The following is a 26,938-nucleotide window of genomic DNA, read 5'->3' on the forward strand; positions in this document are numbered from 1 at the left end:
GCGTCTTTTTAACTGTAAACCCCCGGCCTCAAAAAAACCTGAAAAAATTCACCAGCGGTCTGCAATTCAGCTTTGAGGTGTCGATAAAGAGCTTTAGATGGGTCGTCTTAGCTTGAAATTTCCCGTTTCATTACGCCTATGCCAAACTAACCCGCATATAGACAAGGTGAAAACTCTCTAATGGCCGATTGGCAGTCCCTCGATCCCGAGGCCGCTCGTGAAGCGGAAAAATATGAAAACCCCATTCCTAGCCGTGAACTGATCCTTCAGCACCTTGCTGATCGAGGTTCGCCTGCTAACCGCGAGCAGCTGGTCGAAGAGTTTGGTCTGACCACGGAAGACCAGATCGAAGCCCTGCGCCGCCGCCTGCGCGCCATGGAGCGCGATGCTCAACTCATTTATACCCGTCGTGGCACTTATGCGCCGGTAGACAAGCTCGACCTGATCCTGGGTCGCATCAGCGGTCACCGCGACGGCTTCGGCTTCCTGGTGCCGGACGACGGCAGTGACGACCTGTTCATGAGCCCGGCGCAGATGCGTCTGGTGTTCGACGGTGACCGTGCCCTGGCCCGTGTATCCGGCCTGGACCGTCGTGGTCGCCGCGAAGGCATGATCGTCGAAGTGGTGTCCCGTGCTCACGAAACCATCGTCGGTCGCTACTTCGAAGAGGGCGGTATCGGCTTCGTCGTTGCCGACAACCCGAAGATCCAGCAGGAAGTGCTGGTCACGCCGGGCCGTAACGCCAACGCGCAGATCGGTCAGTTCGTCGAAGTGAAGATCACTCACTGGCCGACGCCACGCTTCCAGCCGCAAGGCGACGTGGTTGAAGTCGTGGGCAACTACATGGCGCCGGGCATGGAGATCGACGTTGCCCTGCGTACCTACGACATTCCTCACGTCTGGCCTGAGGCCGTGCTCAAGGAAGCCGGCAAGCTCAAGCCGGAAGTCGAAGAGAAAGACAAAGAGAAGCGCATCGACCTGCGTCATCTGCCGTTCGTCACCATCGACGGCGAAGATGCCCGCGACTTCGATGACGCGGTCTACTGCGAAGCCCGTCCGGGCAAGCTGCGCCTGTTCTCCGGCGGCTGGAAGCTGTACGTGGCGATTGCCGACGTATCCAGCTACGTGAAGCTCGGTTCGGCGCTGGATGCCGAAGCGCAGGTTCGCGGCAACTCGGTGTACTTCCCCGAGCGCGTGATTCCGATGCTGCCTGAGCAGCTGTCCAACGGTTTGTGCTCGCTGAACCCGCAAGTCGATCGCCTGGCCATGGTTTGCGAGATGACCATCTCCAAATCCGGCGAGATGACCGACTACTGCTTCTACGAAGCGGTGATCCACTCCCATGCCCGCCTGACCTACAACAAGGTCAGCGCGATGCTGGAAACGCCGAAAGCCACCGAGGGGCGCAAGCTTCGCGGTGAGTACACCGACGTGGTGCCGCACCTCAAGCAGCTCTACTCGCTGTACAAGGTATTGCTGGCCGCTCGTCATGTGCGTGGCGCGATTGATTTCGAAACCCAGGAAACCCGGATCATCTTCGGTTCCGAGCGCAAAATCGCCGAAATCCGGCCGACTGTGCGCAACGATGCGCACAAGTTGATCGAAGAATGCATGCTGGCGGCCAACGTGGCCACCGCCGAGTTCCTGAAAAAGCACGAAATCCCGGCGCTGTATCGCGTTCACGATGGCCCGCCACCGGAGCGTCTGGAAAAGCTGCGCGCCTTCCTCGGCGAGCTTGGCCTGTCCCTGCACAAAGGCAAGGATGGTCCGTCGCCTAAGGATTACCAGGCACTGCTGGCCGGCATCAAGGATCGTCCGGATTTCCACCTGATCCAGACTGTCATGCTGCGCTCGTTGAGCCAGGCGGTGTACAGCGCCGATAACCAGGGCCACTTCGGCCTGAATTACGAGGCGTACACGCACTTCACTTCGCCGATCCGCCGCTACCCGGACTTGCTCACGCACCGGGCGATTCGCAGCGTGATCCATTCGAAGCAGGACACCCCGCACGTTCGTCGTGCCGGTGCGATGACCATTCCGAAGGCGCGTATCTATCCGTACGACGAAGCGGCCCTGGAGCAGCTCGGCGAGCAGTGCTCGATGAGCGAGCGCCGTGCCGACGAGGCGACCCGCGACGTGGTGAACTGGCTCAAGTGCGAGTTCATGAAGGATCGCGTGGGCGAATCGTTCCCGGGCGTGATCACCGCGGTGACCGGTTTTGGTCTGTTCGTCGAGCTGACCGATATCTACGTCGAAGGCCTGGTGCACGTCACCGCGCTGCCGGGCGACTACTACCACTTCGATCCTGTGCACCACCGCCTGGCCGGTGAGCGTACCGGTCGCAGTTTCCGCCTGGGTGACACCGTGGAAGTGCGGGTCATGCGCGTCGACCTCGACGAACGCAAGATCGACTTCGAGATGGCTGAAAAAACCATCAGTGCGCCGATCGGCCGCAAAAAACGTGGCACCGAAGCAGCGCCTGCAGCTAAAACCGAAGCAGAACCGGCCCCGGCGAAAACCGGTCGTCGTCCTGCCAAGGAAAAGGCTGTCGAGGCCTATCGCCCAAGCGATGCGGCGGCAAAAAACGCCGAAGTGCGCAAGAGCCGTGAAATGAAACAGGCGTTGCTGGCCGGTGCGAAAAGCGGCGGTAAAGCGGCGTCTGGGGGAAAGACCAGCCGGTCGGCGCCTGACAAGGCTGTCGGCGGCAAGCCAGCCAAACCGAGCAAACATCGTAAAGGTCCGCCAAAAGCGGGCTCGGCTCCAGCCAAGACTGGCGGGGCGCGTAAACCTAAGGCCAAGCCATGAGTCAGTTGGAAAAGATCTACGGCGTACACGCTGTAGAAGCGTTGTTGCGTCATCACCCGAAACGCGTGAAGCAGATCTGGCTGGCCGAAGGCCGCGGTGATCCGCGGGTGCAAACCTTGATCGAACTGGCCAACGAAAACCGCGTCCAGGTCGGTCAGGCCGAGCGTCGTGAAATGGACGCCTGGGTTGAAGGCGTGCACCAGGGCGTGGTGGCGGACGTAAGTCCTAGCCAGGTCTGGGGCGAGGCGATGCTCGACGAACTGCTTGATCGCACCGAAGGCGCACCGTTGCTGCTGGTGCTCGACGGCGTGACCGATCCGCATAACCTCGGCGCCTGCCTGCGTTCTGCCGATGCGGCGGGCGCGCTGGCGGTGATCGTGCCGAAGGACAAATCCGCAACCCTGACGCCGGTCGTGCGAAAGGTTGCCTGTGGTGCGGCGGAAGTGATTCCGCTGGTCGCCGTGACCAACCTGGCGCGCACCCTGGAAAAACTCCAGCAGCGCGGCTTGTGGGTTGTCGGTACGGCGGGGGAGGCCGAGGTCAGCCTGTATGACCAGGATCTCACCGGCCCGACCATCCTGATCATGGGTGCCGAAGGCAAGGGCATGCGTCGCCTGACCCGCGAGCATTGCGACTACCTGGTGCATCTGCCGATGGCCGGTAGCGTCAGCAGTCTCAACGTGTCGGTAGCGACTGGCGTGTGCCTGTTCGAGGCGCAGCGTCAGCGTGGTGCGAAAGCTGCGGCGGCCGCCAAGAAAGCCTGATCCGGTTGTAGTCCCTGTGGGAGCGAGCCTGCTCGCGAAAGTGGAGTAACATTCAGCATCAATGTTGAATGTTGTGCCCCCTTCGCGAGCAGGCTCGCTCCCACAGTGTTTTGTGTCTGGGCAAAGATCGGTGGCTGTTCAAATAATCACCAATTACCTTGCGCCTCCCTCGCCCCTTCTCTACAATTGCGCCCCTTGCTGTGACGGCAGGCATTCATGTGCCTTACCCACGCAAGTCCATAAGTGTCATTCACTCCTTGTCTGACCGCTTTTGAGCGGCAGGCTACAACCCGTAAGGAGCATTCATGCGTCATTACGAAATCATCTTTTTGGTCCACCCGGATCAAAGCGAGCAAGTCGGCGGCATGGTTGAGCGTTACACCAAGCTGATCGAAGAAGACGGCGGCAAAATCCACCGTCTGGAAGATTGGGGCCGTCGTCAACTGGCCTACGCAATCAACAATGTTCACAAGGCTCACTACGTGATGCTGAACGTTGAGTGCACTGGCAAGGCCCTGGCCGAGCTGGAAGACAACTTCCGCTACAACGATGCAGTGATCCGTAACCTGGTCATCCGTCGCGACGAAGCCGTTACCGGCCAGTCCGAGATGCTCAAGGCTGAAGAAAACCGCAGTGAGCGCCGTGAGCGTCGCGACCGTCCTGAGCACGAAGGCGCTGAAAGCGTTGACAGTGATGACAGCGACAACAGCGATAACGCTGACGAGTAATCCACGGACCTTTTAAGGAGCCTATCAAATGGCACGTTTCTTCCGTCGTCGTAAATTCTGCCGCTTCACCGCTGAAGACGTGAAAGAGATCGATTACAAAGATCTCAACACTCTGAAAGCCTACGTATCCGAGACCGGCAAAATTGTTCCAAGCCGCATCACCGGTACCAAAGCTCGTTATCAGCGTCAGCTGGCCACCGCTATCAAGCGCGCCCGCTTCCTGGCCCTGCTGGCCTACACCGACAGCCACGGCCGCTGAGACCGGGCAGTCGACACGTAGCAAAGGATTGAATGCATGCGGGCCATAGCTGAGTTCATCATGCGCGGCCGTATGCAGGCCACTCTCGTAGTGGCTGGATGCGCGGCGATGCCGTTGTTGTATTGGTTGGGTGCTGCCGCCGGATGCCTTGTGCTCCTGCGGCGCGGATTGAGGGACGCCCTGGGCGTTCTTGCTCTGGGACTGCTGCCGGCATTGGTCTGGTGGCTGTACTCCGACGACCCACGGGCACTTCTGGTGCTGCTGGGGTCTGCGAGCCTTGCGTTGGTTTTGCGCGCAAGCGAGTCCTGGAACCGCGTGCTGCTGGTCAGCATAGCGATGGGAGTGGTGTTTTCAGTGGTGTTGGGGACAGCTTTTGCTCCCCAGATCGAGATGCTGGCGCAGGCTTTGATCAAAGTCATGCCGTCGCTACTCGGTGATGTCTACCAGAAGATGTCGGTAGACGAACAAGCGCGTTTCGCGTCCCTGATTGCACCGGTCCTGACCGGCCTGATTGCGGCGTTGTTGCAAATCGTCAGCTTGCTGAGCCTGCTTGTCGGGCGCTACTGGCAGGCGTTGTTGTATAACCCGGGCGGTTTTGGTCGCGAGTTTCGCGCCATCCGCTTCCCGCTGTTGCCGGCGATGTTGCTGCTGGCGTGCATGCTTCTGGGGCCGAACATCGGTCCGCAGATGGCCATGTTGACGCCGTTGTGCAGCGTACCGCTGGTGTTCGCCGGGCTGGCCCTGATTCACGGGCTGGTGGCGCAGAAGCGACTGGCCAGGTTCTGGCTGGTGGGGTTGTACGTGACGCTGTTGCTGTTCATGCAACTGATCTATCCGTTGCTGGTGGTCCTGGCCATCGTCGACAGCCTGATTGATTTTCGCGGTCGTTCGGCACCGAAAGATGCCGATAACGCGAACGGTGAAGGTTAAAAGTTAAGAGGATTTTCACATGCAACTGATCCTTCTGGAAAAAGTCACCAACCTGGGCAACCTGGGTGACAAAGTGAACGTTAAGGCTGGTTACGGTCGTAACTACCTGCTGCCTTACGGCAAAGCTACCGCTGCGACCCCAGCCAACCTGGCTGCGTTCGAAGAGCGTCGTGCCGAGCTGGAAAAAGCTGCAGCAGATCGCAAAGCATCGGCTGAAAGCCGCGCTGCCCAACTGGCCGAGCTGGAAGTGACCATCACTGCCACCGCTGGCGACGAAGGCAAGCTGTTCGGTTCGATCGGTACTCACGACATCGCTGACGCACTGACCGCCTCCGGCGTTGAAGTGCAGAAGAGCGAAGTTCGTCTGCCGAACGGCACCATCCGCAACGTAGGCGAATTCGACGTAGCCGTGCACCTGCACGCCGAAGTTGAAGCCACCGTACGCGTTGTCGTGGTAGCAGCTTAAGCAGCACTTGTCGGCTGGCACCCTCGGGTGCTTGCCGGTAACATCGGGCACGATCCTGTTTACAGGTCGTGCCCTTTGTCTTTCTGAACCCCCTGCTTTTCATCACCCAAAACACAAGTGGCCATGAACGATATCTCCGCTCCCGAGCAATACGATCTGCAAACCGCCGCCCTGAAGGTGCCGCCGCACTCCATCGAGGCCGAACAGGCCGTGCTCGGTGGTCTGATGCTGGACAACAACGCCTGGGAACGCGTGCTCGATCAAGTCTCCGACGGCGATTTCTATCGACATGACCACCGCCTGATTTTCCGTGCGATCGCCAAGCTGGCCGATCAGAACATGCCGATCGACGTCGTGACCCTGTCCGAGCAACTGGACAAGGAAGGTCAGACTTCGCAGGTCGGCGGTCTCGGTTACCTCGGTGAATTGGCGAAAAACACGCCATCCGTCGCCAACATCAAGGCTTATGCGCAGATCGTTCGTGAGCGGGCGACATTGCGCCAGTTGATCGGCATCAGCACTGAAATTGCCGACAGCGCTTTCAACCCGGAAGGCCGCACCGCCGCCGAGATTCTCGACGAAGCCGAACGCCAGATCTTCCAGATCGCCGAGGCCCGGCCAAAAACCGGTGGCCCGGTGGGCGTCAACGACCTGCTGACCAAGGCCATCGACCGCATCGACACCCTGTTCAACACCGACAACGCCATTACCGGCCTGTCCACCGGCTACACCGACCTCGACGAGAAGACCAGCGGCCTGCAACCGGCCGACCTGATCATCGTCGCCGGCCGTCCGTCGATGGGTAAAACCACCTTTGCGATGAACCTGGTGGAAAACGCCGTGTTGCGCAGCGAGAAGGCTGTCCTGGTTTACTCGCTCGAGATGCCAGGCGAATCGCTGATCATGCGTATGTTGTCGTCCCTGGGGCGCATCGACCAGACCAAGGTCCGTTCCGGTCAGCTGGAAGACGACGACTGGCCGCGCCTGACCTCGGCGGTCAACCTGCTCAACGACCGCAAGTTGTTCATCGACGATACCGCCGGCATCAGCCCGTCGGAAATGCGCGCCCGGACCCGCCGCCTGGTGCGTGAACATGGCGATGTCGGCCTGATCATGATCGACTACCTGCAATTGATGCAGATCCCGGGTTCCAGCGGTGACAACCGGACCAACGAGATTTCCGAGATCTCCCGATCCCTGAAAGCCCTGGCCAAGGAATTCAACTGCCCGGTGGTGGCGCTCTCGCAGCTCAACCGTTCCCTGGAACAGCGGCCGAACAAGCGCCCGGTGAACTCCGACTTGCGGGAATCAGGAGCGATCGAGCAGGACGCCGACGTGATCATGTTCGTTTATCGCGACGAGGTGTATCACCCGGAAACCGAGCACAAGGGCATTGCCGAGATCATCATCGGCAAGCAGCGGAACGGGCCGATCGGCTTTATCCGCCTGGCCTTCATCGGTAAATACACCCGATTCGAGAACCTGGCGCCGGGCAGCTACAACTTTGACGACGATGAATGATTTGTAGTGTCTGAAAGGACGCCATCGCGGGCAAGCCCGCTCCCACAGGGATAGGGGTCGTATGCAGATGCTGCGTGCGACACAAATCCTGTGGGAGCGGGCTTGCCCGCGATAGGGTCACCACAATTTCCGACCATGGCCGTCGGAATTGGTCAAAATTTGTGCTATATTCCGCCCCCGCGAAATTCAATGAAAGCCAACACCGGTTATCGACATGCAAGCAGCCAAGCCGTTATTTGACTATCCCAAGTACTGGGCCGAATGTTTCGGGCCAGCGCCATTCCTGCCCATGAGCAGGGAGGAGATGGATCAGCTCGGCTGGGATTCCTGCGACATCATCATCGTCACCGGTGATGCCTACGTCGACCATCCGTCGTTCGGCATGGCGATCATCGGCCGGCTGCTGGAGTCCCAGGGCTTCCGCGTCGGGATCATTGCCCAGCCGAACTGGCAGTCCAAAGACGACTTCATGAAGCTCGGCGAGCCGAACCTGTTCTTCGGTGTCGCGGCCGGCAACATGGACTCGATGATCAACCGCTACACCGCCGACAAGAAAATCCGTTCCGACGATGCTTACACCCCGGGTGGCCTGGCCGGCAAGCGTCCGGACCGCGCCAGCCTGGTTTACAGCCAGCGCTGCAAGGAAGCCTACAAGCACGTGCCGATCGTACTCGGCGGCATCGAAGCGTCCCTGCGCCGCATCGCGCATTACGATTACTGGCAGGACCGTGTACGCAACTCGATCCTGATCGACGCCAGCGCCGACATCCTGCTGTACGGCAACGCCGAGCGGGCCATCGTCGAGGTCGCCCAGCGCCTGTCCTACGGTCACAAGATCGAAGACATCACCGACGTGCGCGGCACCGCGTTCATCCGTCGTGACACGCCGCAAGGCTGGTACGAAGTCGACTCCACGCGTATCGACCGTCCGGGCAAGATCGACAAGATCATCAACCCGTACGTCAACACCCAGGACACCGCTGCCTGCGCCATCGAGCAGGAAAAAGGTCCGGTCGAAGATCCGCAGGAAGCCAAGGTCGTGCAGATCCTGGCCAGCCCGCGCATGACCCGCGACAAGACCGTTATCCGTTTGCCGTCGGTGGAAAAGGTCCGCAACGACGCGGTGCTCTATGCCCACGCCAACCGCGTGTTGCACCTGGAAACCAACCCGGGCAACGCCCGCGCGCTGGTGCAGAAGCATGGCGAAGTGGACGTCTGGTTCAACCCGCCACCGATTCCGATGACCACCGAAGAAATGGACTACGTGTTCGGCATGCCTTATGCGCGCATTCCGCATCCGGCGTACGGCAAGGAGAAGATCCCGGCCTACGACATGATCCGCTTCTCGGTGAACATCATGCGTGGCTGCTTCGGCGGCTGCACCTTCTGCTCGATCACCGAGCACGAAGGCCGGATCATCCAGAACCGCTCCCACGAGTCGATCATTCGCGAAATCGAAGAAATTCGCGACAAGGTCCCGGGTTTTACTGGCGTGATCTCCGACCTCGGCGGCCCGACCGCGAACATGTACCGCATCGCCTGCAAGAGCCCGGAAATCGAATCCGCGTGCCGCAAGCCATCGTGTGTGTTCCCCGGCATCTGCCCGAACCTGAACACCGACCACTCGGCGCTGATCCAGCTGTACCGCAGTGCCCGTGAGTTGCCGGGTGTGAAGAAGATCCTGATCGCGTCCGGCCTGCGCTATGACCTCGCGGTCGAGTCGCCGGAGTACGTCAAGGAACTGGTGACCCATCACGTCGGTGGCTACCTGAAGATCGCCCCGGAACACACCGAGGAAGGTCCGCTCAACCAGATGATGAAACCGGGCATCGGCAGCTATGACAAGTTCAAGCGCATGTTCGAGAAGTATTCCAAGGAAGCCGGCAAAGAGCAGTACCTGATTCCGTACTTCATCGCCGCCCACCCGGGCACCACCGACGAAGACATGATGAACCTGGCCCTGTGGCTCAAGGGCAACGGCTTCCGTGCCGACCAGGTGCAGGCGTTCTACCCGTCGCCGATGGCCACCGCCACCGCGATGTACCACTCGGGCAAGAACCCGCTGCGCAAGGTCACCTACAAGAGTGACGCGGTGACCATCGTCAAGAGCGAAGAGCAGCGTCGTCTGCACAAGGCGTTCCTGCGTTATCACGATCCGAAAGGCTGGCCGATGCTGCGTGAGGCACTGACCCGCATGGGCCGCGCCGACCTGATCGGGCCGGGCAAGAACCAGTTGATTCCTTTGCACCAGCCGTCGACCGACAGCTATCAGAGCGCCCGTCGCAAGAATTCGACGCCGGCCGGCAGCCATAAGGTGGCCAAGGAAAAGACCACCAAGATCCTCACCCAGCACACGGGCCTGCCACCGCGTGCCAGCGATGGCGGCAACCCGTGGGACAAGCGCGAGCAGGCCAAGGCGGCGGCGTTCGCCCGCAACCAGCAGGCGGCCAAGGAGCGCAAGGATGCGGCCAAGGGCAAGGGGCCGAAGCCGGCTCGCAAGCCGGTCGTGCCGCGCTAAGCCGCGCCTGCGCTGAACAGAACGCCAACCTTCGGGTTGGCGTTTTGCGTTTCAGGCTTGAAAAAATGTACTGGAGCTACTGGCCTCATCGCGAGCAGGCTCGCTCCTACAGGGGGAATGCATTTCATTGTAAGAGCGAGCCTGCTCGCGATGAGGCCGGATCTGGCGGCGACTATGCAGCTGAACGCCACAAATACGTGCAACTCTTGCAAGCCAATTCTGCGCATCGCCCGTTTTTGGTGCTGTACTGCCTCCGGCAATCGAAGAAAGCGCCAGCCTTGCTGGATGGCATAAGTCTTGCGCGCTTTCCCATACGCTCAAGGCTCGCAGGAGGCACGCCGTGTCGATTCATGTCGCATTGCACCATGTCACGCATTACCGCTATGACCGCGCTGTCGAGCTTGGCCCGCAGATTGTTCGCCTGCGTCCCGCCGCTCACAGCCGCACGCGGATTCTGTCCTATGCGCTGAAAGTCTCGCCCGAGCAGCACTTCATCAACTGGCAGCAGGACCCTCAAGGCAACTACCTGGCGCGGCTGGTGTTCCCGGAGAAAACCGATGAATTGCGAATCGAAGTCGACCTGCTGGCGGAGATGGCGATCTTCAATCCGTTCGATTTCTTCCTTGAGCCCTACGCGGAAAAAATCCCTTTTACCTACGCCGCTGACGAGCGCAAGGAGCTGGCGCCGTACCTGGAAACCCTGCCCCTGACGCCGAAGTTCAAGGCTTATCTGGACGGCATCGACCGCACGCCATTGCCCGCCGTGGATTTTCTCGTCGCGCTCAACCAGCGCCTGAGCGAAGACATCGACTACCTGATCCGCATGGAGCCCGGCGTACAAACACCGGAACACACCCTCGAACAGGCCTCCGGATCCTGCCGCGATTCCGCCTGGTTGCTGGTGCAATTGCTGCGCAACCTCGGACTGGCGGCGCGTTTCGTGTCGGGCTACCTGATCCAGTTGACCGCCGACGTCAAAAGTCTCGACGGACCGTCCGGCACCGAAGTGGATTTCACCGATCTGCACGCCTGGTGCGAGGTGTATTTGCCCGGTGCCGGCTGGATCGGCCTGGATGCGACCTCCGGGTTGTTTGCCGGTGAAGGACATATTCCGTTGGCCTGTAGTCCCGATCCGTCCTCTGCGGCGCCGATCAGTGGCCTGGTGGAACCGTGCGAGTGCGAATTCAGCCACGAAATGTCCGTGGAGCGGGTTTGGGAAGCGCCACGGGTCACCAAGCCCTACACCGACGAACAGTGGCAGGCGATTCAAGCCCTGGGCCGACAGATCGATGCCGATCTGCTGGAAGGCGATGTACGCCTGACCATGGGCGGCGAGCCGACCTTCGTGTCCATTGATGACCCGGACGGCGCCGAGTGGAACACCGCGGCATTGGGGCCGGATAAACGACGGCTGTCCGCGGAACTGTTCCAGCGCCTGCGTAAACACTACGCGCCCAAGGGGCTGGTGCATTTCGGGCAGGGCAAGTGGTACCCCGGCGAGCAACTGCCGCGCTGGTCACTCAATTGCTATTGGCGCCGTGACGGCGTGCCGATCTGGCACAACAGCGCGCTGATCGCCGATGAACAGGAAGACTACGCTGCCGATGGTGCATTGGCCGGGCGTTTTCTGGCCAGCGTGGCCGAGCGCTTGAACATTCCGACACGCTTTGTGTTTCCAGCCTACGAAGACAATTTCTATTACCTCTGGCGCGAAGGGATGTTGCCGCAAAACGTCAGCGCCGAAGATTCGCGCCTGGAAGAGCCGTTGGAGCGTGCGCGACTGCGCAAGGTCTTCAATCAAGGCCTGGACAAGGTCATCGGCCAGGTTCTTCCGCTGGCGCGCACCGCCAAGGGCGATCAGTGGCAGAGCGGCCGCTGGTATCTGCGCGACGAGCACTGCCGACTGGTGCCGGGGGATTCGCCGCTGGGGTATCGCTTGCCGCTAGGCTCGCAGCCCTGGGTGAAAGCGGCGGAGTACCCGTTTATTCATCCGCAGGACCCGAATCAGGATTTCCCGCCGCTGCCCGACACCGCGCAACTGCAAAGCCAGGGCGAGACGGTCGAGCTGCGGGAACGCGTACCGAAGATCGACGAATCCGCCGATTGGCTGACTCGTACGGCGTTCTGTGCCGAGGCGCGGGAAGGCCGTTTGTACCTGTTCATGCCACCGCTGGAGCGGGTCGAGGATTACCTCGAACTGGTCGCGGCCATCGAAGCCACCGCTGAAGAGCTGATGTGCCCGGTATTGCTGGAGGGCTATGAGCCACCGAGCGATCCACGCCTGAGCAACTTGCGTATCACTGCGGATCCGGGGGTGATCGAAGTCAACGTACAGCCGTCCGCAACCTGGGATGAATTGGTCGAGCGCACCGAATTCCTCTACGAAGAGGCGCGCCAGACCCGCCTGACCACCGAGAAATTCATGATCGACGGCCGGCACACCGGCACCGGTGGCGGTAACCATTTCGTGCTCGGTGGCGCGACCCCGGGGGACTCACCGTTTTTGCGCCGTCCGGATCTGCTGCGTAGCCTGATCAGCTACTGGCACAACCATCCCTCGCTGTCCTACCTGTTTTCCGGATTGTTCATCGGCCCGACGTCCCAGGCGCCGCGGGTCGATGAAGCGCGCAACGATGCCCTGTACGAACTGGAAATAGCCTTTGCACAAATGCCTGAGGCGGGTGAGGAGTGTCCGCCATGGCGGGTGGATCGGCTGCTGCGCAACCTGCTGATCGATGTGACCGGCAACACCCACCGCGCCGAGTTCTGCATCGACAAGCTCTATTCGCCGGACGGTGCCACCGGACGCCTCGGATTGCTCGAGCTGCGAGCGTTCGAGATGCCACCCCATGCGCGCATGAGCCTGGCCCAACAATTGTTGCTGCGGGCGTTGGTGGCGCGGTTCTGGCGCGAGCCCTATGCACCGCAGAAACTGGCGCGCTGGGGCACGGAGCTGCACGATCGCTTCCTGTTGCCGCACTTTATCGAGCAAGACTTTGCCGATGTCATCGTCGACCTCAACGCCGCCGGTTATCCGCTGCGGGCCGAATGGTTCGCCGCGCATCTGCAGTTCCGTTTTCCCAAGGTTGGCGATTACGCCGTCGGTGGTATCGCGCTGGAACTACGCCAGGCGCTCGAGCCCTGGCACGTGCTGGGCGAAGAGGGCGCCATGGGCGGTACGGTGCGTTACGTGGATTCGTCGCTGGAGCGTTTGCAGGTCAAGCTCAGCGGCTTGCCGCCCCAGCGATATCTGCTGACCTGCAATGGCATCCCGGTGCCATTGCAGCCTACGGGGCGGGTCGGCGAGTTCGTGGCCGGCGTGCGCTTTCGAGCCTGGCAACCGGCCAACTGCCTGCAACCGACCATCCCGGTCCATGCGCCTCTGGTATTTGACCTGCTCGATACCTGGATGCAGCGATCGCTGGGCGGCTGCCAGTACCACGTCGCTCATCCGGGCGGGCGCAATTACGACAGCTTGCCGGTCAATGCCAACGAGGCCGAGAGCCGGCGCATGGCGCGTTTCTTCCGCATCGGACACACGCCAGGGAAGCTTCCTGTGCCCAACATGGAAATTAACGATGAGCTACCGATGACGCTCGATTTGCGACGTTTCTGAACCGTGCGCGACGCTTGGATTTTTCGTATGTCCGGGCGTCGCGAGCCTGCGTTAGTCTGACCGTTCAATGCTGTCTGCCGAGCTTTCCATGCCTGACCTGCTAGACCGCTACCCGCTGACGGCGGGCACCTATCATGAACTGCTCGACGACAGTGGCGCGGTGCGCCCGCACTGGCGCCGGCTGTTCGAGCAGCTGCAACGCAGCACGCCGGCGCAATTGGTGCAGCGTCAGGCCCTGCTGACCCGGCAGATTCAGGAAAACGGCGTTACCTATAACGTTTATGCCGATCCCAAGGGCGCTGACCGGCCATGGGAGCTGGACCTGCTGCCGCATATCATCGCTAATGACGAGTGGGCGCGCCTCGCGGCCGGCATCGCACAACGAGCCAGGTTGCTCAATGCCGTGCTGGCCGACCTGTACGGCCCGCAGCGTCTGATTGCCGAGGGGTTGCTGCCGGCGGAACTGGTGTTCGGCCACAACAATTTCCTTTGGCCCTGTCAGGGCATCAGCCCGCCTGACGGGGCCTTTCTGCATCTGTATGCCGTGGATCTGGCGCGCACACCCGATGGCCACTGGTGGGTCACGGCGGATCGTACCCAGGCGCCTTCGGGTGCCGGGTATGCGCTGGAAAACCGCACGATTGTGTCCCGGGCCTTTCCCGAGTTGTACCGCGATCTGAAAGTGCAGCACCTGGCCGGGTTTTTCCGCACCTTGCAGGAAACGCTGGCTCGTCAGGCCCCGAGTGACGGGGACGCGCCTTTGGTGGTACTGCTGACGCCGGGGCGTTTCAACGAAAGCTATTTCGAACATCTGTACCTGGCTCGTCAGCTCGGCTACCCATTGGTGGAGGGCGGCGACCTGACGGTGCGCGACGCCACGGTCTACCTGAAGACCCTCAGTGGCCTGCGTCGGGTCCACGCGATCATGCGCCGGCTCGACGATGATTTCTGCGACCCGCTGGAGCTGCGAACTGACTCGGCCCTGGGTGTGCCGGGGCTGCTCGAGGCTGTGCGGCAGGGGCGGGTATTGGTGGCCAACGCTCTGGGCAGCGGAGTGCTGGAGTCGCCTGGTCTTTTGGGTTTCCTGCCGAAGATCAATCAATTCCTGTTCGGCGAAGAACTGATCCTGCCGTCCATCGCCACCTGGTGGTGCGGCGAAGCGCCGGTTTTGGCCCAGGCCCTGGAAAAACTGCCGGAGCTGCTGATCAAACCGGCGTTTCCGTCCCAGAGCTTTGCACCGGTATTTGGCCGTGACTTGAGTGAAAAACAGCGCCAGGAGCTCGCCGGGCGCATGCAGGCACGGCCATACGCTTATGTCGCGCAAGAACTTGCGCAATTATCCCAGGCGCCGATCTGGCAAGCCGAAGACGGTCAGTTGCAGCCCCGTGCCATTGGCATGCGCGTGTATGCAGTCGCCAGTCGCGAGGGATATCGGGTACTGCCCGGTGGCTTGACCCGGGTCGCCGCCCAAGCCGATGCCGAAGTGGTGTCGATGCAGCGCGGCGGCGCCAGCAAGGACACTTGGGTGCTGGGCGATCGTGCGCCCAGCGGCGAACAATGGAAGGCCCAACGCAACATCAGTGTGCATGACCTGGTGCGACGCGATCCGTACCTGCCTTCGCGGGTGGTGGAAAACCTGTTCTGGTTCGGTCGTTACTGCGAACGTTGCGACGACAGCGCCCGTTTGCTGCGCATCGTGCTGGCGCGCTATGTCGATGGCGACGATCCGCAAGCCCTGCAGGCGGCGGTGGATCTCGGCGAGCGGCTGATGCTGCTGCCCGATGAGGGCGAGTTACCGGAACGTCTGTTGGCGGCGCTGCTCGGCGATGACTGGCCGTTCAGTCTGCGTTCCAACCTGCAACGCTTGCAGTGGGCGGCGTCGCAGGTGCGCGGCAAGCTCTCGCGGGAAAACTGGCAGGCGCTGGTGGAATTGCAGCGTGAAGCCATGGCGCTGGAAACCGAGGAGCCGGATTTCGGCGAGTTGCTGGATTTCCTCAATCGCCTGGTGATGTCCCTGGCGGCGCTGTCCGGCTTTGCCCTGGACGACATGACCCGGGACGAAGGCTGGCGCTTCCTGATGATTGGCCGGCGGCTCGAGCGCCTGCAATTTCTCAGCGGCAGCCTGGCGGCGTTCCTGCGGGGTGCCGGGGCTTTCGATCAGGCCGGGCTGGAGTGGTTGCTGGAACTGGGCAATAGCAGTATCACCTACCGTTCTCGCTACCTGGCGGTAGCGCAGTTGATCCCGGTGCTCGACCTGTTGTTGCTCGACGAGCAGAACCCTCACGCCGTGTTGTTCCAGTTGAAACTGGTGACGCGCACCCTCAAGCGCCTCAATGATGACTTTGGGGTGCCGCGCGAAGCAGCACTGCCGCAGTTGGTCGAGCGTCTTGCGCGATTCGATCTGGGCTGTCTGGAGAACTCGCTGTTCGGCGACGCGAGTGTGCGCGCCGCCATCGAGGGGCTGGCCGCGCTGCTGCAAGAGATCGCCGTCGCCAGCGGGCAGGTTTCCGATCGCCTGGCGCTGCGGCACTTCGCCCATGTCGACGATGTCAGCCAGCGCACGGTGTCCGTCTGATGAGCGCTCATTACCAGATTTTCCACGACACCCATTATCACTACGACAGCCCGGTGTCCCTGGCCCAGCAACTGGCGCATTTGTGGCCGCGGCCTTGTGCCTGGCAGCGCTGCAGCGACCGGCAGTTGCAGATCAGTCCGCTGCCGACCTCCCGACGTGATGAACTGGATGTATTCGGCAACCCGCTGACCCGGCTGGCATTCGAGCGTCCCCACGATGAACTGCTGGTCAACGCCAGCCTTACGATCGAAGTGTTGCCCCGACCTGTGCCGGACTTCAGCAGGTCTGCGGCGTGGGAAAGCACACGAAGCGCGCTGACCTACAGCGGCCAGCCGCTGTCGCCTCAATTGCTGGAGGCCTGCCGATACCGGTTTGAATCGCCGTATGTGCATCTGAAGAGCAACTTCGTCGAGTTTTCCGAGAGTTGCTTCCCGGCGGGCCGACCGTTGCTGCTCGGCGTGCAGGCGCTGATGGAGAAAATCTTCAGCGAGTTCACCTTCGATGCCGAAGCGACCCAGGTGGCGACACCGCTGGTCGAGGTGCTGGAGCGCCGACGCGGGGTCTGTCAGGACTTTGCTCACCTGATGCTCGCTTGCGTGCGCTCCCGTGGATTGGCAGCGCGGTACATCAGCGGCTACTTGTTGACCCAGCCACCGCCGGGCCAGCCACGGCTGATCGGTGCTGATGCGTCCCACGCCTGGGTATCGGTGTTCTGCCCGGTGCTGGGGTGGGTGGATTTTGACCCGACCAACAATGTGCAACCGGCGCTGGAGCACATCACCCTGGCCTGGGGCCGGGATTTTTCCGATGTGTCACCGTTGCGGGGGGTCATACTGGGAGGAGGAAACCACGACCCGGAAGTTCGGGTAACGGTGATGCCGCTGGATTAAACAGATCCACCTGTAGGAGCGAGCTTGCTCGCGAAGAACCCGAGAGCGCCGGGGGGAATCAGGCATCCAGCGTTATCGTTAACGACCATCGCGAGCAGGCTCGCTCCTACAGGATCCGGTGGGCCGGATCAGATCAGCCGGCCCGGAGGTTCTCAGGCGTCGGGCGCCGAGTCTTTCGGTGCATCAACATCATCTTCTGCCGCCACTTCACCCTCTGGGTTCAGGGCAGCTTCTTCAGCTGAAGCTTTCTTGCGCTGAAGCTTTTCCTCTTTCTTCTGCTCCTTGGCCAAGTCTCTCTGACGTTTGGCGAAGGAATAATTAGGTTTGGCCATGGGCGATCCTCTGGGGTCGAAGGTGAGGTTGAGCGGCGCATATTCTGCCCTGTATCGGTGCCGAGCCGTTAGCTGGGTTTTTGCTCGGCCCATTTTGGCGCTATGGACGGTTGCCAGGCATCCAGGGCATCGAGCAGGGTTTGCGGCGATTCGCTCACTTGCAGCATGTCACGGTGCTGCCCGCGAACGAAGCCTTCGCCGACGATGTGATCGAGAAAAGCCGTCAATTTGCTGTAGAAACCGTTCACTTCCAGCAAACCCAGCGGTTTGCCGTGGTAGCCGAGCTGGCCCCAGGTCCAGACTTCGAACAGCTCTTCCAGGGTGCCAAGGCCGCCGGGCAGGGCGATAAAGGCATCGCTGAGCTCGGCCATCCGGGCCTTGCGCGCGTGCATGCCATCGACGACTTCCAGGCGAGTCAGGCCGCTATGGCCGATTTCCTTGTCCTTGAGGCTTTGCGGGATGATGCCGATCACTTCACCGCCGGCCGCCAGGGCCGCATCAGCGACAATGCCCATCAGGCCCACGGCGCCACCGCCATACACCAGGGTCAGCTTGCGTTCGGCCAAAGCCCGGCCAAGGGCCACGGCTGCTTCGCGGTAAGCCGGGTTGGTGCCGGTGCTGGCACCACAAAAAACACAAACGGATGTTAAAGACATGCCTTGCTCCTTGGTCGGTCAGGGTCACAGAGTAAAGGCAGGCGCATGGCACTCCAAGGGCTAGACTTCGTGTTTCGGCGTTTCGTACGTACCGCTGGCACCGCAGGCGTAGGCGGCGAGCAAACTGCACAACAGACTGTTGAAGGACATGATCGGTGCTCCGGCTTTTTTGGAGGAGAGAGGAGGGGACGGCCTGATGATAGGGCCGGACCAGACGCCTGGCCGGTAGATTGTTTGCATCGTGCCCATAGCCCGAAAGTTGTATACAATTTTTGATTCAAGTCATATGAACTTGCGAAGTTTTCAGGCAGTCTTCTGTCCATTCGCATTTCTGCTAACCCTGCCTTGGAGATTCACCATGTTTGCCAAACTTGTTGCGGTATCCCTGTTGACACTGGCCAGCAGCCAATTGATGGCTGCAGAGTGCAAAGCCACCATCGACTCCACCGACCAGATGTCTTTCGACACGAAGGCCATTGAAATCGACAAGAGCTGCAAGACGTTTACCGTGGAACTCAAGCACTCCGGCAGCTTGCCGAAGAACGTCATGGGCCATAATTGGGTGCTGAGTAAAGAAGCCGACATGCAGCCGATCGCCACCGACGGCCTGGGCGCCGGTATCGACAAGAACTACCTGAAAGAAGGCGATGCCCGCGTGATCGCCCACACCAAGATCATCGGCGCCAATGAAACCGACTCGGTGACTTTCGATGTATCCAAGCTCGATGCCGCTGAAAAATACGGTTTCTTCTGCTCGTTCCCGGGCCACATCTCGATGATGAAAGGTACCGTGACCCTGAAGTAAGCAGGTTCACCGCGTCATCGTTCTTCGCGAGCAGGCTCGCTCCCACAAGGTTCTATTTCGGACGCAATTTTTGTGAACACCTGAAACCCTGTGGGAGCGAGCCTGCTCGCGAAGGGGCCGGAAGCATCAATGAATGCAATGGCCAAAGAAAAGCCCGCTGAGGATCACTCCTCAGCGGGCTTTTTCATTCACTCACACCTCAAGGCGCAAACGGCATCACACGCTTGTGATGAGTCTTGTTGTAGGTGTCGCAAATGATCCTGAATGCTTCCTCGCGCACCGGGTTGCCGTGCAGGAACGCATCGATCTCGGCGTAGGTCACGCCGTGGGAGGCTTCGTCCGGTTTGCCGGGCGACAGGTCTTCAAGGTCGGCGGTCGGGACTTTCTCCACCAGCGACTCCGGCGCGCCGAAGCTGCGGGCGATGGCGCGGACCTGGTTTTTCACCAGGCCACTGAGTGGTGCCAGGTCGCAGGCACCGTCACCGAACTTGGTGAAGAAACCCATCACCGCTTCCGCCGCGTGATCGGTGCCGATCACCAGGCCATGGGTCGCGCCGGCGATGGTGTACTGGGCGACCATGCGCATGCGCGCCTTGGTGTTGCCGAGCACGAAATCCACCGACACCGCATGTTTGCCTTCAAAGGCCGCCACTTCATTGGCCAGTGCCTTGACCGCCGGGCCAATGTTCACGGTGTGGCGTTCATCCGGCTTGATGAAATCCACTGAAGCCTGGGCGTCGTGCTCATCGAATTGGGTTTCGTAGGGCAGGCGCACGGCGATGAATTTGTAGGCGGCATCACCACTGCGCTGGCGCAGTTCACGGACGGCACGTTGGGCCAGCAGACCAGCGGTCAGGGAGTCGACACCGCCACTGATACCCAATACCAGGGTCTTGAGCCCGGAGTTGACCAGGCAGTCCTTAATGAAGGTCACTCGTCGGGCGACTTCGGCCTCAAGGGCGGCTTCGTCGGCGAATGGCGGCTGGACCTTGAGCTGTTCAGCAATCTCACGCTGTACGGCTTGCATGAATTCACTCCTTGCTTGATGTACTTGAAAGGGCGGCAGGAACCTGGAAAACGTGTCGCAAGTAAGCGACGAAATTCGGGTCTTTGCAGTGCGTCTTGCCAGGCTCGTCGGAGACCTTCGCCACCGGCTGATCGTTGCAGGCGGTCATTTTAAGCACGATGCTCGTCGGTTCGACACCCGGAATATCACAGGTCAGGTTGGTGCCGATGCCGAAGCTGACATTGATCCGACCACGCAGCGCCCGGAATATCTCCAGGGCCCGAGGCAGGGTCAGGCTGTCGGAGAAGGTCAGCGTCTTGCTCATCGGGTCGATGCCGAGCTTGTGATAGTGGGCAATGGCTTTTTCCGCCCAGGCCACCGGATCGCCCGAGTCGTGGCGCAATCCGTCGAAAAGCTTGGCGAAAAACAGATCGAAGTCACCGAGGAAGGCATCCATGGTGATGCAATCGGTCAGGGCAATCCCCAGCAGGCCACGGTATTCGCGGACCCAGCAATCGAGTGCGGCGATCTGGCTGTCAATCAGCCGTGGGCCGAGTTGCTGGTGCGCCATGATCCATTCGTGGGCCATGGTGCCCAGCGGTTTCATGTCCAGCTCCCGGGACAGGTGCACGTTGCTGGTGCCGACGAAGCGCCCGGGGAAATCGTGCTTGAGCACATTCACCACTTCTTCCTGCACGCGATACGAGAAGCGACGGCGCGTGCCGAAGTCGGCCACCTGCAATTCGGACAACTCATCACTGCTGGCGTTGGCGCTCAGCCAGTCGAACTTGCGGTAGAGCTGTTCGCGGGCCTGCTCCAGCACCACTTCGCGGTAGCGATAGCGGTTGCGCACCTCGCTGACCAGCGCCAGCAGCGGCACTTCGAACAGGATCACATGCAGCCAGGGGCCCCGCAGGCGGATAAACAGCTCACCGTTTTCGATGCCGGTGTGGATGTAGCGCAGGTTGAAGCGAAACAACCCGAGAAACCGCAGGAAATCCGGCTTCAGGAAGCTGATGCGCTCCAGAAAACTCAATTGATCGGCGCTCAGGCTCAGTTCGGCCAGGCGCTCGATCTGGAAACGGATTTCCGCGAGGTAAGGGCGCAAGTCCTCGCTGTTGCGGCAACGAAACTCCCATTCGACTTCGACGTTCGGGTAGTTGTGCAGCACCGCCTGCATCATCGTCAGTTTGTAGAAGTCGGTGTCGAGCAGGTTCTGCACGATGCGATCGGCAAACACACTCTCGCTCATAACGGGAATCTCCAGCGCTGCAGCGGTATTGATCAATGGCGCTAGTGGCGCATATCAATGGCAGGGATTGCCAGCAATTTTTTGACCGCAGCAATTCCTCTGTGGGAGCGAGCCTGCTCGCGAAAGCGGTCTGTCAGTCACATTGATGCTGGATGTGCCGATGCTTTCGCGAGCAGGCTCGCTCCCACAAGGAATGTGCCAAGGCTCAGTGTTGTGGAGCATCCGGGCTGTCTATCTGCTCCAGCATCCACTTCACAAAATCCCGCACCTTCGGCACTTCCGCCGAATGCTCCGGGTACGCCAGGTAATAGGCATCGCTGCTGGGCATTGCATGCTGCCAGGGAATGACAAGCTTGCCGTCGGCCAGTTCCTCTTCCACCAGAAACCGTGGCAGCAGTGCCACACCACAGCCAACCTGGGCGGCGCGGATGCACATGTAAAAGGTTTCAAAACGCGGGCCGTGGTAGCTGTGTTCGGTGTGGTAGCCCTGGTGGTCGAACCAGTCATGCCAGGCCTGGGGACGGGAAGCGTTTTGCAGCAGCACCAGATCGGTCAGTTGTGTCGGATCGGTAAATGGCGTGTCTGGCAGGCTGCCGGGGGCGCACACCGGCACCAACTCTTCGCCGAACAGCTTCAGGCATTCGGTGCCGGGCCGCGAGCCTTGGCCGAAGTAGAACGCCAGGTCGCTGCGACCTTGCAGCAGATCGTCGGCTTCCTGCTCGCTGCACAGGTCCAGATGAATCGACGGATGTCGCAGGCGCCAGCCTTTCAGACGCGGCACCAGCCAGCGCGCGCCGAAGGTGGGAGGCGTCGAAACCCGCAGGACTTCTGTTTCGCCACCGTAGGAGCGCAGGTAATGGGTCGACATCTCCACCTGAGTGAGGATTTTTCGTACCTCGACCAGGTACAGATCGCCGGCGGGCGTCATCTGCAGGCGGCGGCGCACCCGGCGAAACAGCAGGTGTTGCAACAGCTCTTCGAGTTGCGCGACCTGTTTGCTCACGGCGCTTTGGGTCAGGTTCAGCTCTTCGGCGGCCCGGGTGAAGCTCAAGTGCCGGGTGACGGCCTCGAAGCACTGCAATGCAGCGATCGATGGCAAGTAGCGTTTATTCAGCATGGGCGGTCCTTGGTTCTTGTTTCTTATTGCCAGCAATGCACAGCATGAATAAACGGAATGATATCTCTCTTAAAGGTCGTTTGTTGAGTAACCTCCGGGCAGCTAAAACTACAGGTCTGATCAGCCGTGATTTTCCGGCTGTACGTGTTCTGTCTTTTGCTTGAGGAGTGACCCATGGTTGCCGCATTGCTTGATCGTCTTGGTGTGAACCCGGCCCTGTACCAGAACGGCAAAGTGCCGGTGCATTCGCCCATCGACGGCAGTCGCATCGCCGCCGTGAACTGGGAAGGTGCCGCTGAAGTCGAGCAACACATCAGTCGCGCAGATCATGCGTTCGAACTGTGGCGCAAGGTTCCGGCACCACGCCGTGGCGAGCTGGTGCGTCAACTGGGCGATATTCTGCGTGAATACAAGGCCGATCTGGGCGAGTTGGTGTCCTGGGAAGCCGGCAAGATCACTCAGGAAGGCCTGGGTGAAGTTCAGGAAATGATCGACATCTGCGACTTCGCCGTCGGCCTGTCCCGGCAGTTGTACGGTTTGACCATCGCCTCCGAACGTCCTGGCCACCACATGCGTGAAACCTGGCATCCGCTGGGCGTCGTCGGCGTCATCAGCGCCTTCAACTTCCCGGTCGCGGTCTGGGCCTGGAACGCCACGCTGGCGCTGGTCTGCGGCAACCCGGTGATCTGGAAACCGTCGGAAAAAACCCCGCTGACCGCACTGGCCTGTCAGGCGCTGTTCGATCGCGTGCTGAAGAACTTCAGCGATGCACCGGCGCACTTGAGCCAGGTCATCATCGGCGGCCGCGATGCCGGCGAAGCCCTGGTCGATGACCCGCGCGTCGCACTGGTCAGTGCCACCGGCAGCACCCGCATGGGTCGCGAAGTGGCACCGAAAATCGCCGCACGCTTCGCCCGCAGCATCCTGGAGCTGGGTGGCAACAACGCGATGATCCTTGGCCCAAGCGCCGACCTGGACATGGCTGTTCGTGCGATTCTGTTCAGCGCCGTCGGTACCGCCGGCCAGCGCTGCACCACCTTGCGTCGTCTGATCGCGCATGAATCGGTGAAAGAAGAAATCGTCACCCGCCTCAAAACCGCGTACTCGAAAGTACGCATCGGCCATCCGCTGGAAGGCAATCTGGTCGGTCCGCTGATCGACAAGCAAAGCTTCGACAACATGCAGGATGCGCTGGAACAGGCTCTGAGCGAAGGCGGCCGGGTGTTCGGCGGCCAGCGTCAGCTGGAGGACAAATTCCCGAATGCCTACTACGTGTCGCCAGCCATTGTCGAAATGCCGGAGCAGAGCGACGTGGTCTGCCACGAAACCTTCGCCCCGATCCTGTACGTGGTCGGTTACAGCGACTTCCAGGAAGCCCTGCGCCTGAACAACGCCGTGCCACAAGGCCTGTCCTCGTGCATCTTCACCACCGACGTGCGTGAAGCCGAGCAGTTCATGTCGGCGGTGGGCAGCGACTGCGGCATTGCCAACGTCAACATCGGCCCAAGCGGCGCGGAAATCGGTGGCGCATTCGGTGGCGAGAAAGAAACCGGCGGTGGTCGTGAGTCCGGCTCCGATGCATGGCGCGGCTACATGCGCCGTCAGACCAACACCGTGAACTATTCGCTGGAGTTGCCGTTGGCGCAGGGCATCACGTTCGATTGATAGGTGATCCCCTGTAGGAGCGAGCTCGCTCGCGAAAAAAGTCAGAACAACGCGTTTATGCAGCAAACACGCGTTATCGTTGACGCCCATCGCGAGCAGTCGAGCGTCGACCGGCTGCTCCTACAGTTGAATGGTGTGTTGGTTAGGTTTCTGTTGGAGTCTGGCAATGCCGTTACGCGAAGAGTGTCTGTGGGAAAAACTGACGCCGCAAAGGCCGGACAATTCGGCCCTCAAGGGTGAGGTCACGGCGGATGTCTGCGTCATCGGCGCCGGTTTCACCGGTTTGTCGGCGGCGGTGCATCTGCTGGAGCAAGGCAAGACCGTTTGTGTGCTGGAGGCCCATCGCGCCGGCCACGGCGGTTCGGGGCGCAACGTCGGGCTGGTGAATGCCGGGATGTGGATTCCCCCGGACGAGATCGAAGCCGGGTTCGGCACGCAAGTCGGCAGCCAGCTCAACCGCATGCTGGGCGCCGCGCCATCCCTGGTGTTCAGCCTGGTGGACAAGTACAACATCGATTGCCAGCTGCGCCGCGAAGGCACGCTGCACATGGCGCACAACGCCCGTGGCGAGGCCGATTTGCGCAGTCGTGAAGAACAATGGAAACGCCGTGGGGCGCCGGTGGAATTGTTGACCGGTCAGGCTTGCGAGCAAGCCACGGGCACCAAAAAGATTGCCGCCGCGCTGCTCGATCGCCGTGCCGGTACGCTCAACCCGATGGCTTACACCACGGGGCTGGCCAAGGCGGCCATCGGTCTGGGCGGTCAACTGTTCGATCATTCCCCGGTTACCCGCCTCGAACGCCAGGGCCAGCGCTGGTCGGTGCAAACCGCCCAGGGTTCGGTCATGGCCGAGAAAGTGGTGATTGCCTCCAATGCCTACACCGAGGGCGACTGGACGGAACTGCGGCGCAATTTCTTCCCCGGCTACTACTACCAGGTGGCCTCGGTCCCGCTGACCGAAGAGGCCGCCCGGCAGATTCTTCCCGGCGGCCAGGGTTCCTGGGATACCCGCCAGGTCCTGAGCAGCATCCGTCGGGATAAAGACGGAAGGCTGCTGCTGGGTAGCCTCGGTAATGGCAATCAGAAGCCTGCCTGGTTTCTCAAGGCCTGGGCCGATCGGGTGCAGCAACACTATTTCCCGTACCTCAAGCCGGTGGAGTGGGAGTGCACCTGGACCGGTCGCATCGCCTTCACCCCCGATCATTTGATGCGCCTGTTCGAACCGGCGCCCGGTCTGGTGGCAGTCACCGGTTACAACGGGCGGGGTGTGACCACGGGGACGGTGGTCGGCAAGGCCTTTGCCGACTACCTGTGTAACGGAAATCCTCAAGCGCTGCCGATCCCCTTTGCCCCCATGCAGCCATTGGCCGGGGTGGGGCTGCGCAGCTGTCTGTACGAGGCGGGATTCTCGCTGTATCACGCAGGCCAGTGCCTGCGGATCGTGATCTGAAGGTTGATTTTTGCAGCGCGAAGCGGCGCTTTTTCGATCTGCAGCTAGCCTGTCAATGGTGCGGGTTGTAGCAGTCCCCGCACCAGCAGTGTGCACTTCGGTGACGCACGTTGTTACAGGCTGGTTGCACGTCGTTTAATGCCGCGGTTGCAATGATGGCGCAGGCTGGTTGCGCCTCAAAAAAATAATGGTTTTACCTTCCGCGGTTTAGACGGTTGCACGCCCAATGAAAATGGGCCCGAAACAGTCGAAATAACAAGAAAGCAGCGACTTTTTTCAGAATAAAAAACCGATGGCACGGCCCTTGCTCTGAGCATTCAGTGAAGTCGCAGTGCCAATTAAAAAAAAACCATGGAGCACCACCTCATGTCCCATACGTTTTACAAGAAAGGCTTTCTGGCTCTCGCAGTGGCAACTGCGCTGGGTGTTTCTGCATTTGCACAAGCTGACGTGAAAATCGGTGTGGCGGGCCCGATGACAGGCGCCAACGCGGCATTTGGCGAGCAGTACATGAAGGGTGCACAGGCGGCAGCCGATGCGGTGAACGCAGCGGGCGGTGTGAACGGGGAAAAAATCGTACTGGTCAAGGGCGATGACGCCTGCGAACCGAAACAGGCTGTGACGGTGGCCAAGGACCTGACCAACCAGAAAGTTGCCGGCGTTGTCGGTCACTTCTGCTCCTCGTCGACCATCCCGGCCTCCGAGATCTACGACGAAGCGGGCATCATCGCCATCACCCCGGGCTCCACCAACCCGGCCGTTACCGAGCGTGGCCTGGGCGCCATGTTCCGTATGTGCGGGCGTGACGACCAGCAGGGCATCGTGGCCGGCGACTACATTGTCGACGTGCTCAAGGGCAAGAAAGTGGCTGTCCTGCACGACAAGGACACCTACGGTCAGGGCCTGGCGGATGCCACCAAGGCACAACTGATCAAGCGCGGCGTCACGCCGGTGCTGTATGAAGGCCTGACCCGCGGCGAGAAAGACTTCAGCGCCGTTGTGACCAAGATCCGTGCGGCCGGTGCCGACGTGGTCTACTTCGGTGGCCTGCACCCTGAGGCTGGCCCACTGGTTAAACAACTGCGTACCGAAGGCCTGAAAGACGTGAAATTCATGTCCGACGACGGCATCGTGACCGACGAACTGGTGACCACCGCTGGCGGCCCGCAATACGTCGACGGCGTGTTGATGACCTTCGGCGCCGACCCACGCCTGCTGCCAGACAGCAAGACTGTGGTAGACGCCTTCCGCAAGGCCGGTACCGAGCCTGAAGGCTACACCCTGTACGCCTACGCTTCGGTCCAGACCCTGGCTGCCGCCTTCAATGGCGCCAAGTCCAACAAGGGCGAAGACGCTGCCAAGTGGCTCAAGGCCAACCCGGTCAAGACCGTGATGGGCGAGAAGACCTGGGACGGCAAGGGCGACCTGAAAATCTCCGACTACGTGGTTTACCAGTGGGACGCGACCGGCAAATACCACCAACTGGAAAAACAGAAATAACGGCTGACTTGATCAACTGGACGCCACGCATCCCTGTGGGAGCGGGCTTGCCCGCGATGACGGCCTGACAGTCGACAATTTTG

20 protein-coding genes are annotated in these 26,938 nt (G+C 60.9%); 15 read left to right on the forward strand and 5 right to left on the reverse strand.

Translation table 11 applies throughout. From position 1 onward, the window contains the following. The first annotated feature begins 180 nt into the window (after nucleotides 1–180). The 11 genes from rnr to ACEN8E_RS02170 all read left to right on the forward strand — a co-directional run bounded on the left by rnr (nucleotide 181) and on the right by ACEN8E_RS02170 (nucleotide 17,072). The gene (gene rnr, locus ACEN8E_RS02120; protein WP_495591244.1) at nucleotides 181–2,805 is read left to right on the forward strand and encodes a ribonuclease R; all 2,625 of its coding nucleotides are present in this window, start codon (nucleotides 181–183) and stop codon (nucleotides 2,803–2,805) included. Further along, complete coding sequence (gene rlmB, locus ACEN8E_RS02125; RefSeq protein WP_495591245.1) at nucleotides 2,802–3,569, forward strand: 23S rRNA (guanosine(2251)-2'-O)-methyltransferase RlmB; 768 nt, start codon at nucleotides 2,802–2,804, stop codon at nucleotides 3,567–3,569. Before rnr ends, rlmB begins: the two co-directional genes overlap by 4 nt. Nucleotides 3,570–3,874: 305 nt before the next feature. After that, nucleotides 3,875–4,297 (forward strand): 30S ribosomal protein S6, encoded by a 423-nt coding sequence (gene rpsF / locus ACEN8E_RS02130; protein ID WP_007982042.1) that lies wholly within the window; start codon nucleotides 3,875–3,877, stop codon nucleotides 4,295–4,297. A 28-nt stretch (nucleotides 4,298–4,325) separates the two neighbouring features. Continuing rightward, complete coding sequence (rpsR, locus tag ACEN8E_RS02135) at nucleotides 4,326–4,556, forward strand: 30S ribosomal protein S18 (protein ID WP_002551829.1); 231 nt, start codon at nucleotides 4,326–4,328, stop codon at nucleotides 4,554–4,556. Nucleotides 4,557–4,592: 36 nt separating this feature from the next. Continuing rightward, nucleotides 4,593–5,486 carry a hypothetical protein gene (locus ACEN8E_RS02140; RefSeq protein WP_495591246.1) on the forward strand — a complete coding sequence of 298 codons (894 nt, stop codon included), beginning with the start codon at nucleotides 4,593–4,595 and terminating at the stop codon, nucleotides 5,484–5,486. Between the two features lie 19 nt (nucleotides 5,487–5,505). Beyond that, nucleotides 5,506–5,952 carry a 50S ribosomal protein L9 gene (gene rplI, locus ACEN8E_RS02145; RefSeq protein ID WP_007973276.1) on the forward strand — a complete coding sequence of 149 codons (447 nt, stop codon included), beginning with the start codon at nucleotides 5,506–5,508 and terminating at the stop codon, nucleotides 5,950–5,952. A gap of 123 nt (nucleotides 5,953–6,075) precedes the next feature. Continuing rightward, complete coding sequence (dnaB, locus tag ACEN8E_RS02150; protein WP_057397743.1) at nucleotides 6,076–7,473, forward strand: replicative DNA helicase; 1,398 nt, start codon at nucleotides 6,076–6,078, stop codon at nucleotides 7,471–7,473. Between the two features lie 214 nt (nucleotides 7,474–7,687). Continuing rightward, on the forward strand, nucleotides 7,688–9,991 hold the full coding sequence (locus tag ACEN8E_RS02155; RefSeq protein ID WP_495591247.1) for a YgiQ family radical SAM protein: 2,304 nt from the start codon (nucleotides 7,688–7,690) through the stop codon (nucleotides 9,989–9,991). A 340-nt stretch (nucleotides 9,992–10,331) separates the two neighbouring features. Next, nucleotides 10,332–13,607 carry a transglutaminase family protein gene (locus ACEN8E_RS02160; RefSeq protein ID WP_495591248.1) on the forward strand — a complete coding sequence of 1,092 codons (3,276 nt, stop codon included), beginning with the start codon at nucleotides 10,332–10,334 and terminating at the stop codon, nucleotides 13,605–13,607. An 88-nt stretch (nucleotides 13,608–13,695) separates the two neighbouring features. Then, a complete protein-coding gene (locus ACEN8E_RS02165) occupies nucleotides 13,696–16,182 on the forward strand; it encodes a circularly permuted type 2 ATP-grasp protein (RefSeq protein ID WP_495591249.1) in 2,487 nt (828 codons plus the stop codon). Then, nucleotides 16,182–17,072 (forward strand): transglutaminase family protein, encoded by an 891-nt coding sequence (locus ACEN8E_RS02170; RefSeq protein ID WP_495591250.1) that lies wholly within the window; start codon nucleotides 16,182–16,184, stop codon nucleotides 17,070–17,072. Before ACEN8E_RS02165 ends, ACEN8E_RS02170 begins: the two co-directional genes overlap by 1 nt. 152 nt (nucleotides 17,073–17,224) lie before the next feature. On the opposite strand, the gene ACEN8E_RS02175 is transcribed toward ACEN8E_RS02170, so the two are convergent. Further along, on the reverse strand, nucleotides 17,225–17,404 hold the full coding sequence (locus ACEN8E_RS02175) for a hypothetical protein (protein ID WP_008003055.1): 180 nt from the start codon (nucleotides 17,402–17,404) through the stop codon (nucleotides 17,225–17,227). Nucleotides 17,405–17,472: 68 nt separating this feature from the next. Further along, nucleotides 17,473–18,060 (reverse strand): cytokinin riboside 5'-monophosphate phosphoribohydrolase, encoded by a 588-nt coding sequence (locus tag ACEN8E_RS02180; protein WP_495591251.1) that lies wholly within the window; start codon nucleotides 18,058–18,060, stop codon nucleotides 17,473–17,475. 358 nt (nucleotides 18,061–18,418) lie between these two features. Here ACEN8E_RS02180 and azu point away from each other — a divergent pair, with 358 nt between their 5' ends. Further along, complete coding sequence (gene azu, locus ACEN8E_RS02185) at nucleotides 18,419–18,865, forward strand: azurin (protein WP_495591252.1); 447 nt, start codon at nucleotides 18,419–18,421, stop codon at nucleotides 18,863–18,865. 199 nt (nucleotides 18,866–19,064) lie between these two features. Here azu and nadE read toward each other — a convergent pair whose 3' ends face one another. From nadE to ACEN8E_RS02200, 3 genes are all read right to left on the reverse strand, one after another. Next, nucleotides 19,065–19,892, reverse strand: a complete 828-nt coding sequence (gene nadE, locus ACEN8E_RS02190) for an NAD(+) synthase (protein WP_495591253.1) — start codon at nucleotides 19,890–19,892, stop codon at nucleotides 19,065–19,067. Nucleotides 19,893–19,896: 4 nt separating this feature from the next. Next, a complete protein-coding gene (pncB, locus tag ACEN8E_RS02195; protein WP_495591254.1) occupies nucleotides 19,897–21,123 on the reverse strand; it encodes a nicotinate phosphoribosyltransferase in 1,227 nt (408 codons plus the stop codon). Nucleotides 21,124–21,328: 205 nt separating this feature from the next. Continuing rightward, complete coding sequence (locus ACEN8E_RS02200; protein ID WP_015093243.1) at nucleotides 21,329–22,240, reverse strand: LysR family transcriptional regulator; 912 nt, start codon at nucleotides 22,238–22,240, stop codon at nucleotides 21,329–21,331. 174 nt (nucleotides 22,241–22,414) lie between these two features. Between ACEN8E_RS02200 and amaB the strand changes: the two genes are divergently transcribed. The 3 genes from amaB to ACEN8E_RS02215 all read left to right on the forward strand — a co-directional run bounded on the left by amaB (nucleotide 22,415) and on the right by ACEN8E_RS02215 (nucleotide 26,855). Beyond that, nucleotides 22,415–23,905, forward strand: coding sequence for an L-piperidine-6-carboxylate dehydrogenase (amaB, locus tag ACEN8E_RS02205; RefSeq protein WP_495591255.1), 1,491 nt, complete (start codon nucleotides 22,415–22,417; stop codon nucleotides 23,903–23,905). Between the two features lie 166 nt (nucleotides 23,906–24,071). Continuing rightward, nucleotides 24,072–25,355 carry an L-pipecolate oxidase gene (gene amaA / locus ACEN8E_RS02210; RefSeq protein WP_495591256.1) on the forward strand — a complete coding sequence of 428 codons (1,284 nt, stop codon included), beginning with the start codon at nucleotides 24,072–24,074 and terminating at the stop codon, nucleotides 25,353–25,355. Between the two features lie 366 nt (nucleotides 25,356–25,721). Continuing rightward, nucleotides 25,722–26,855, forward strand: a complete 1,134-nt coding sequence (locus ACEN8E_RS02215) for a branched-chain amino acid ABC transporter substrate-binding protein (protein ID WP_495591257.1) — start codon at nucleotides 25,722–25,724, stop codon at nucleotides 26,853–26,855. Nucleotides 26,856–26,938: the final 83 nt, after the last annotated feature.

The organism is Pseudomonas sp. Pseusp9 (assembly GCF_059491265.1).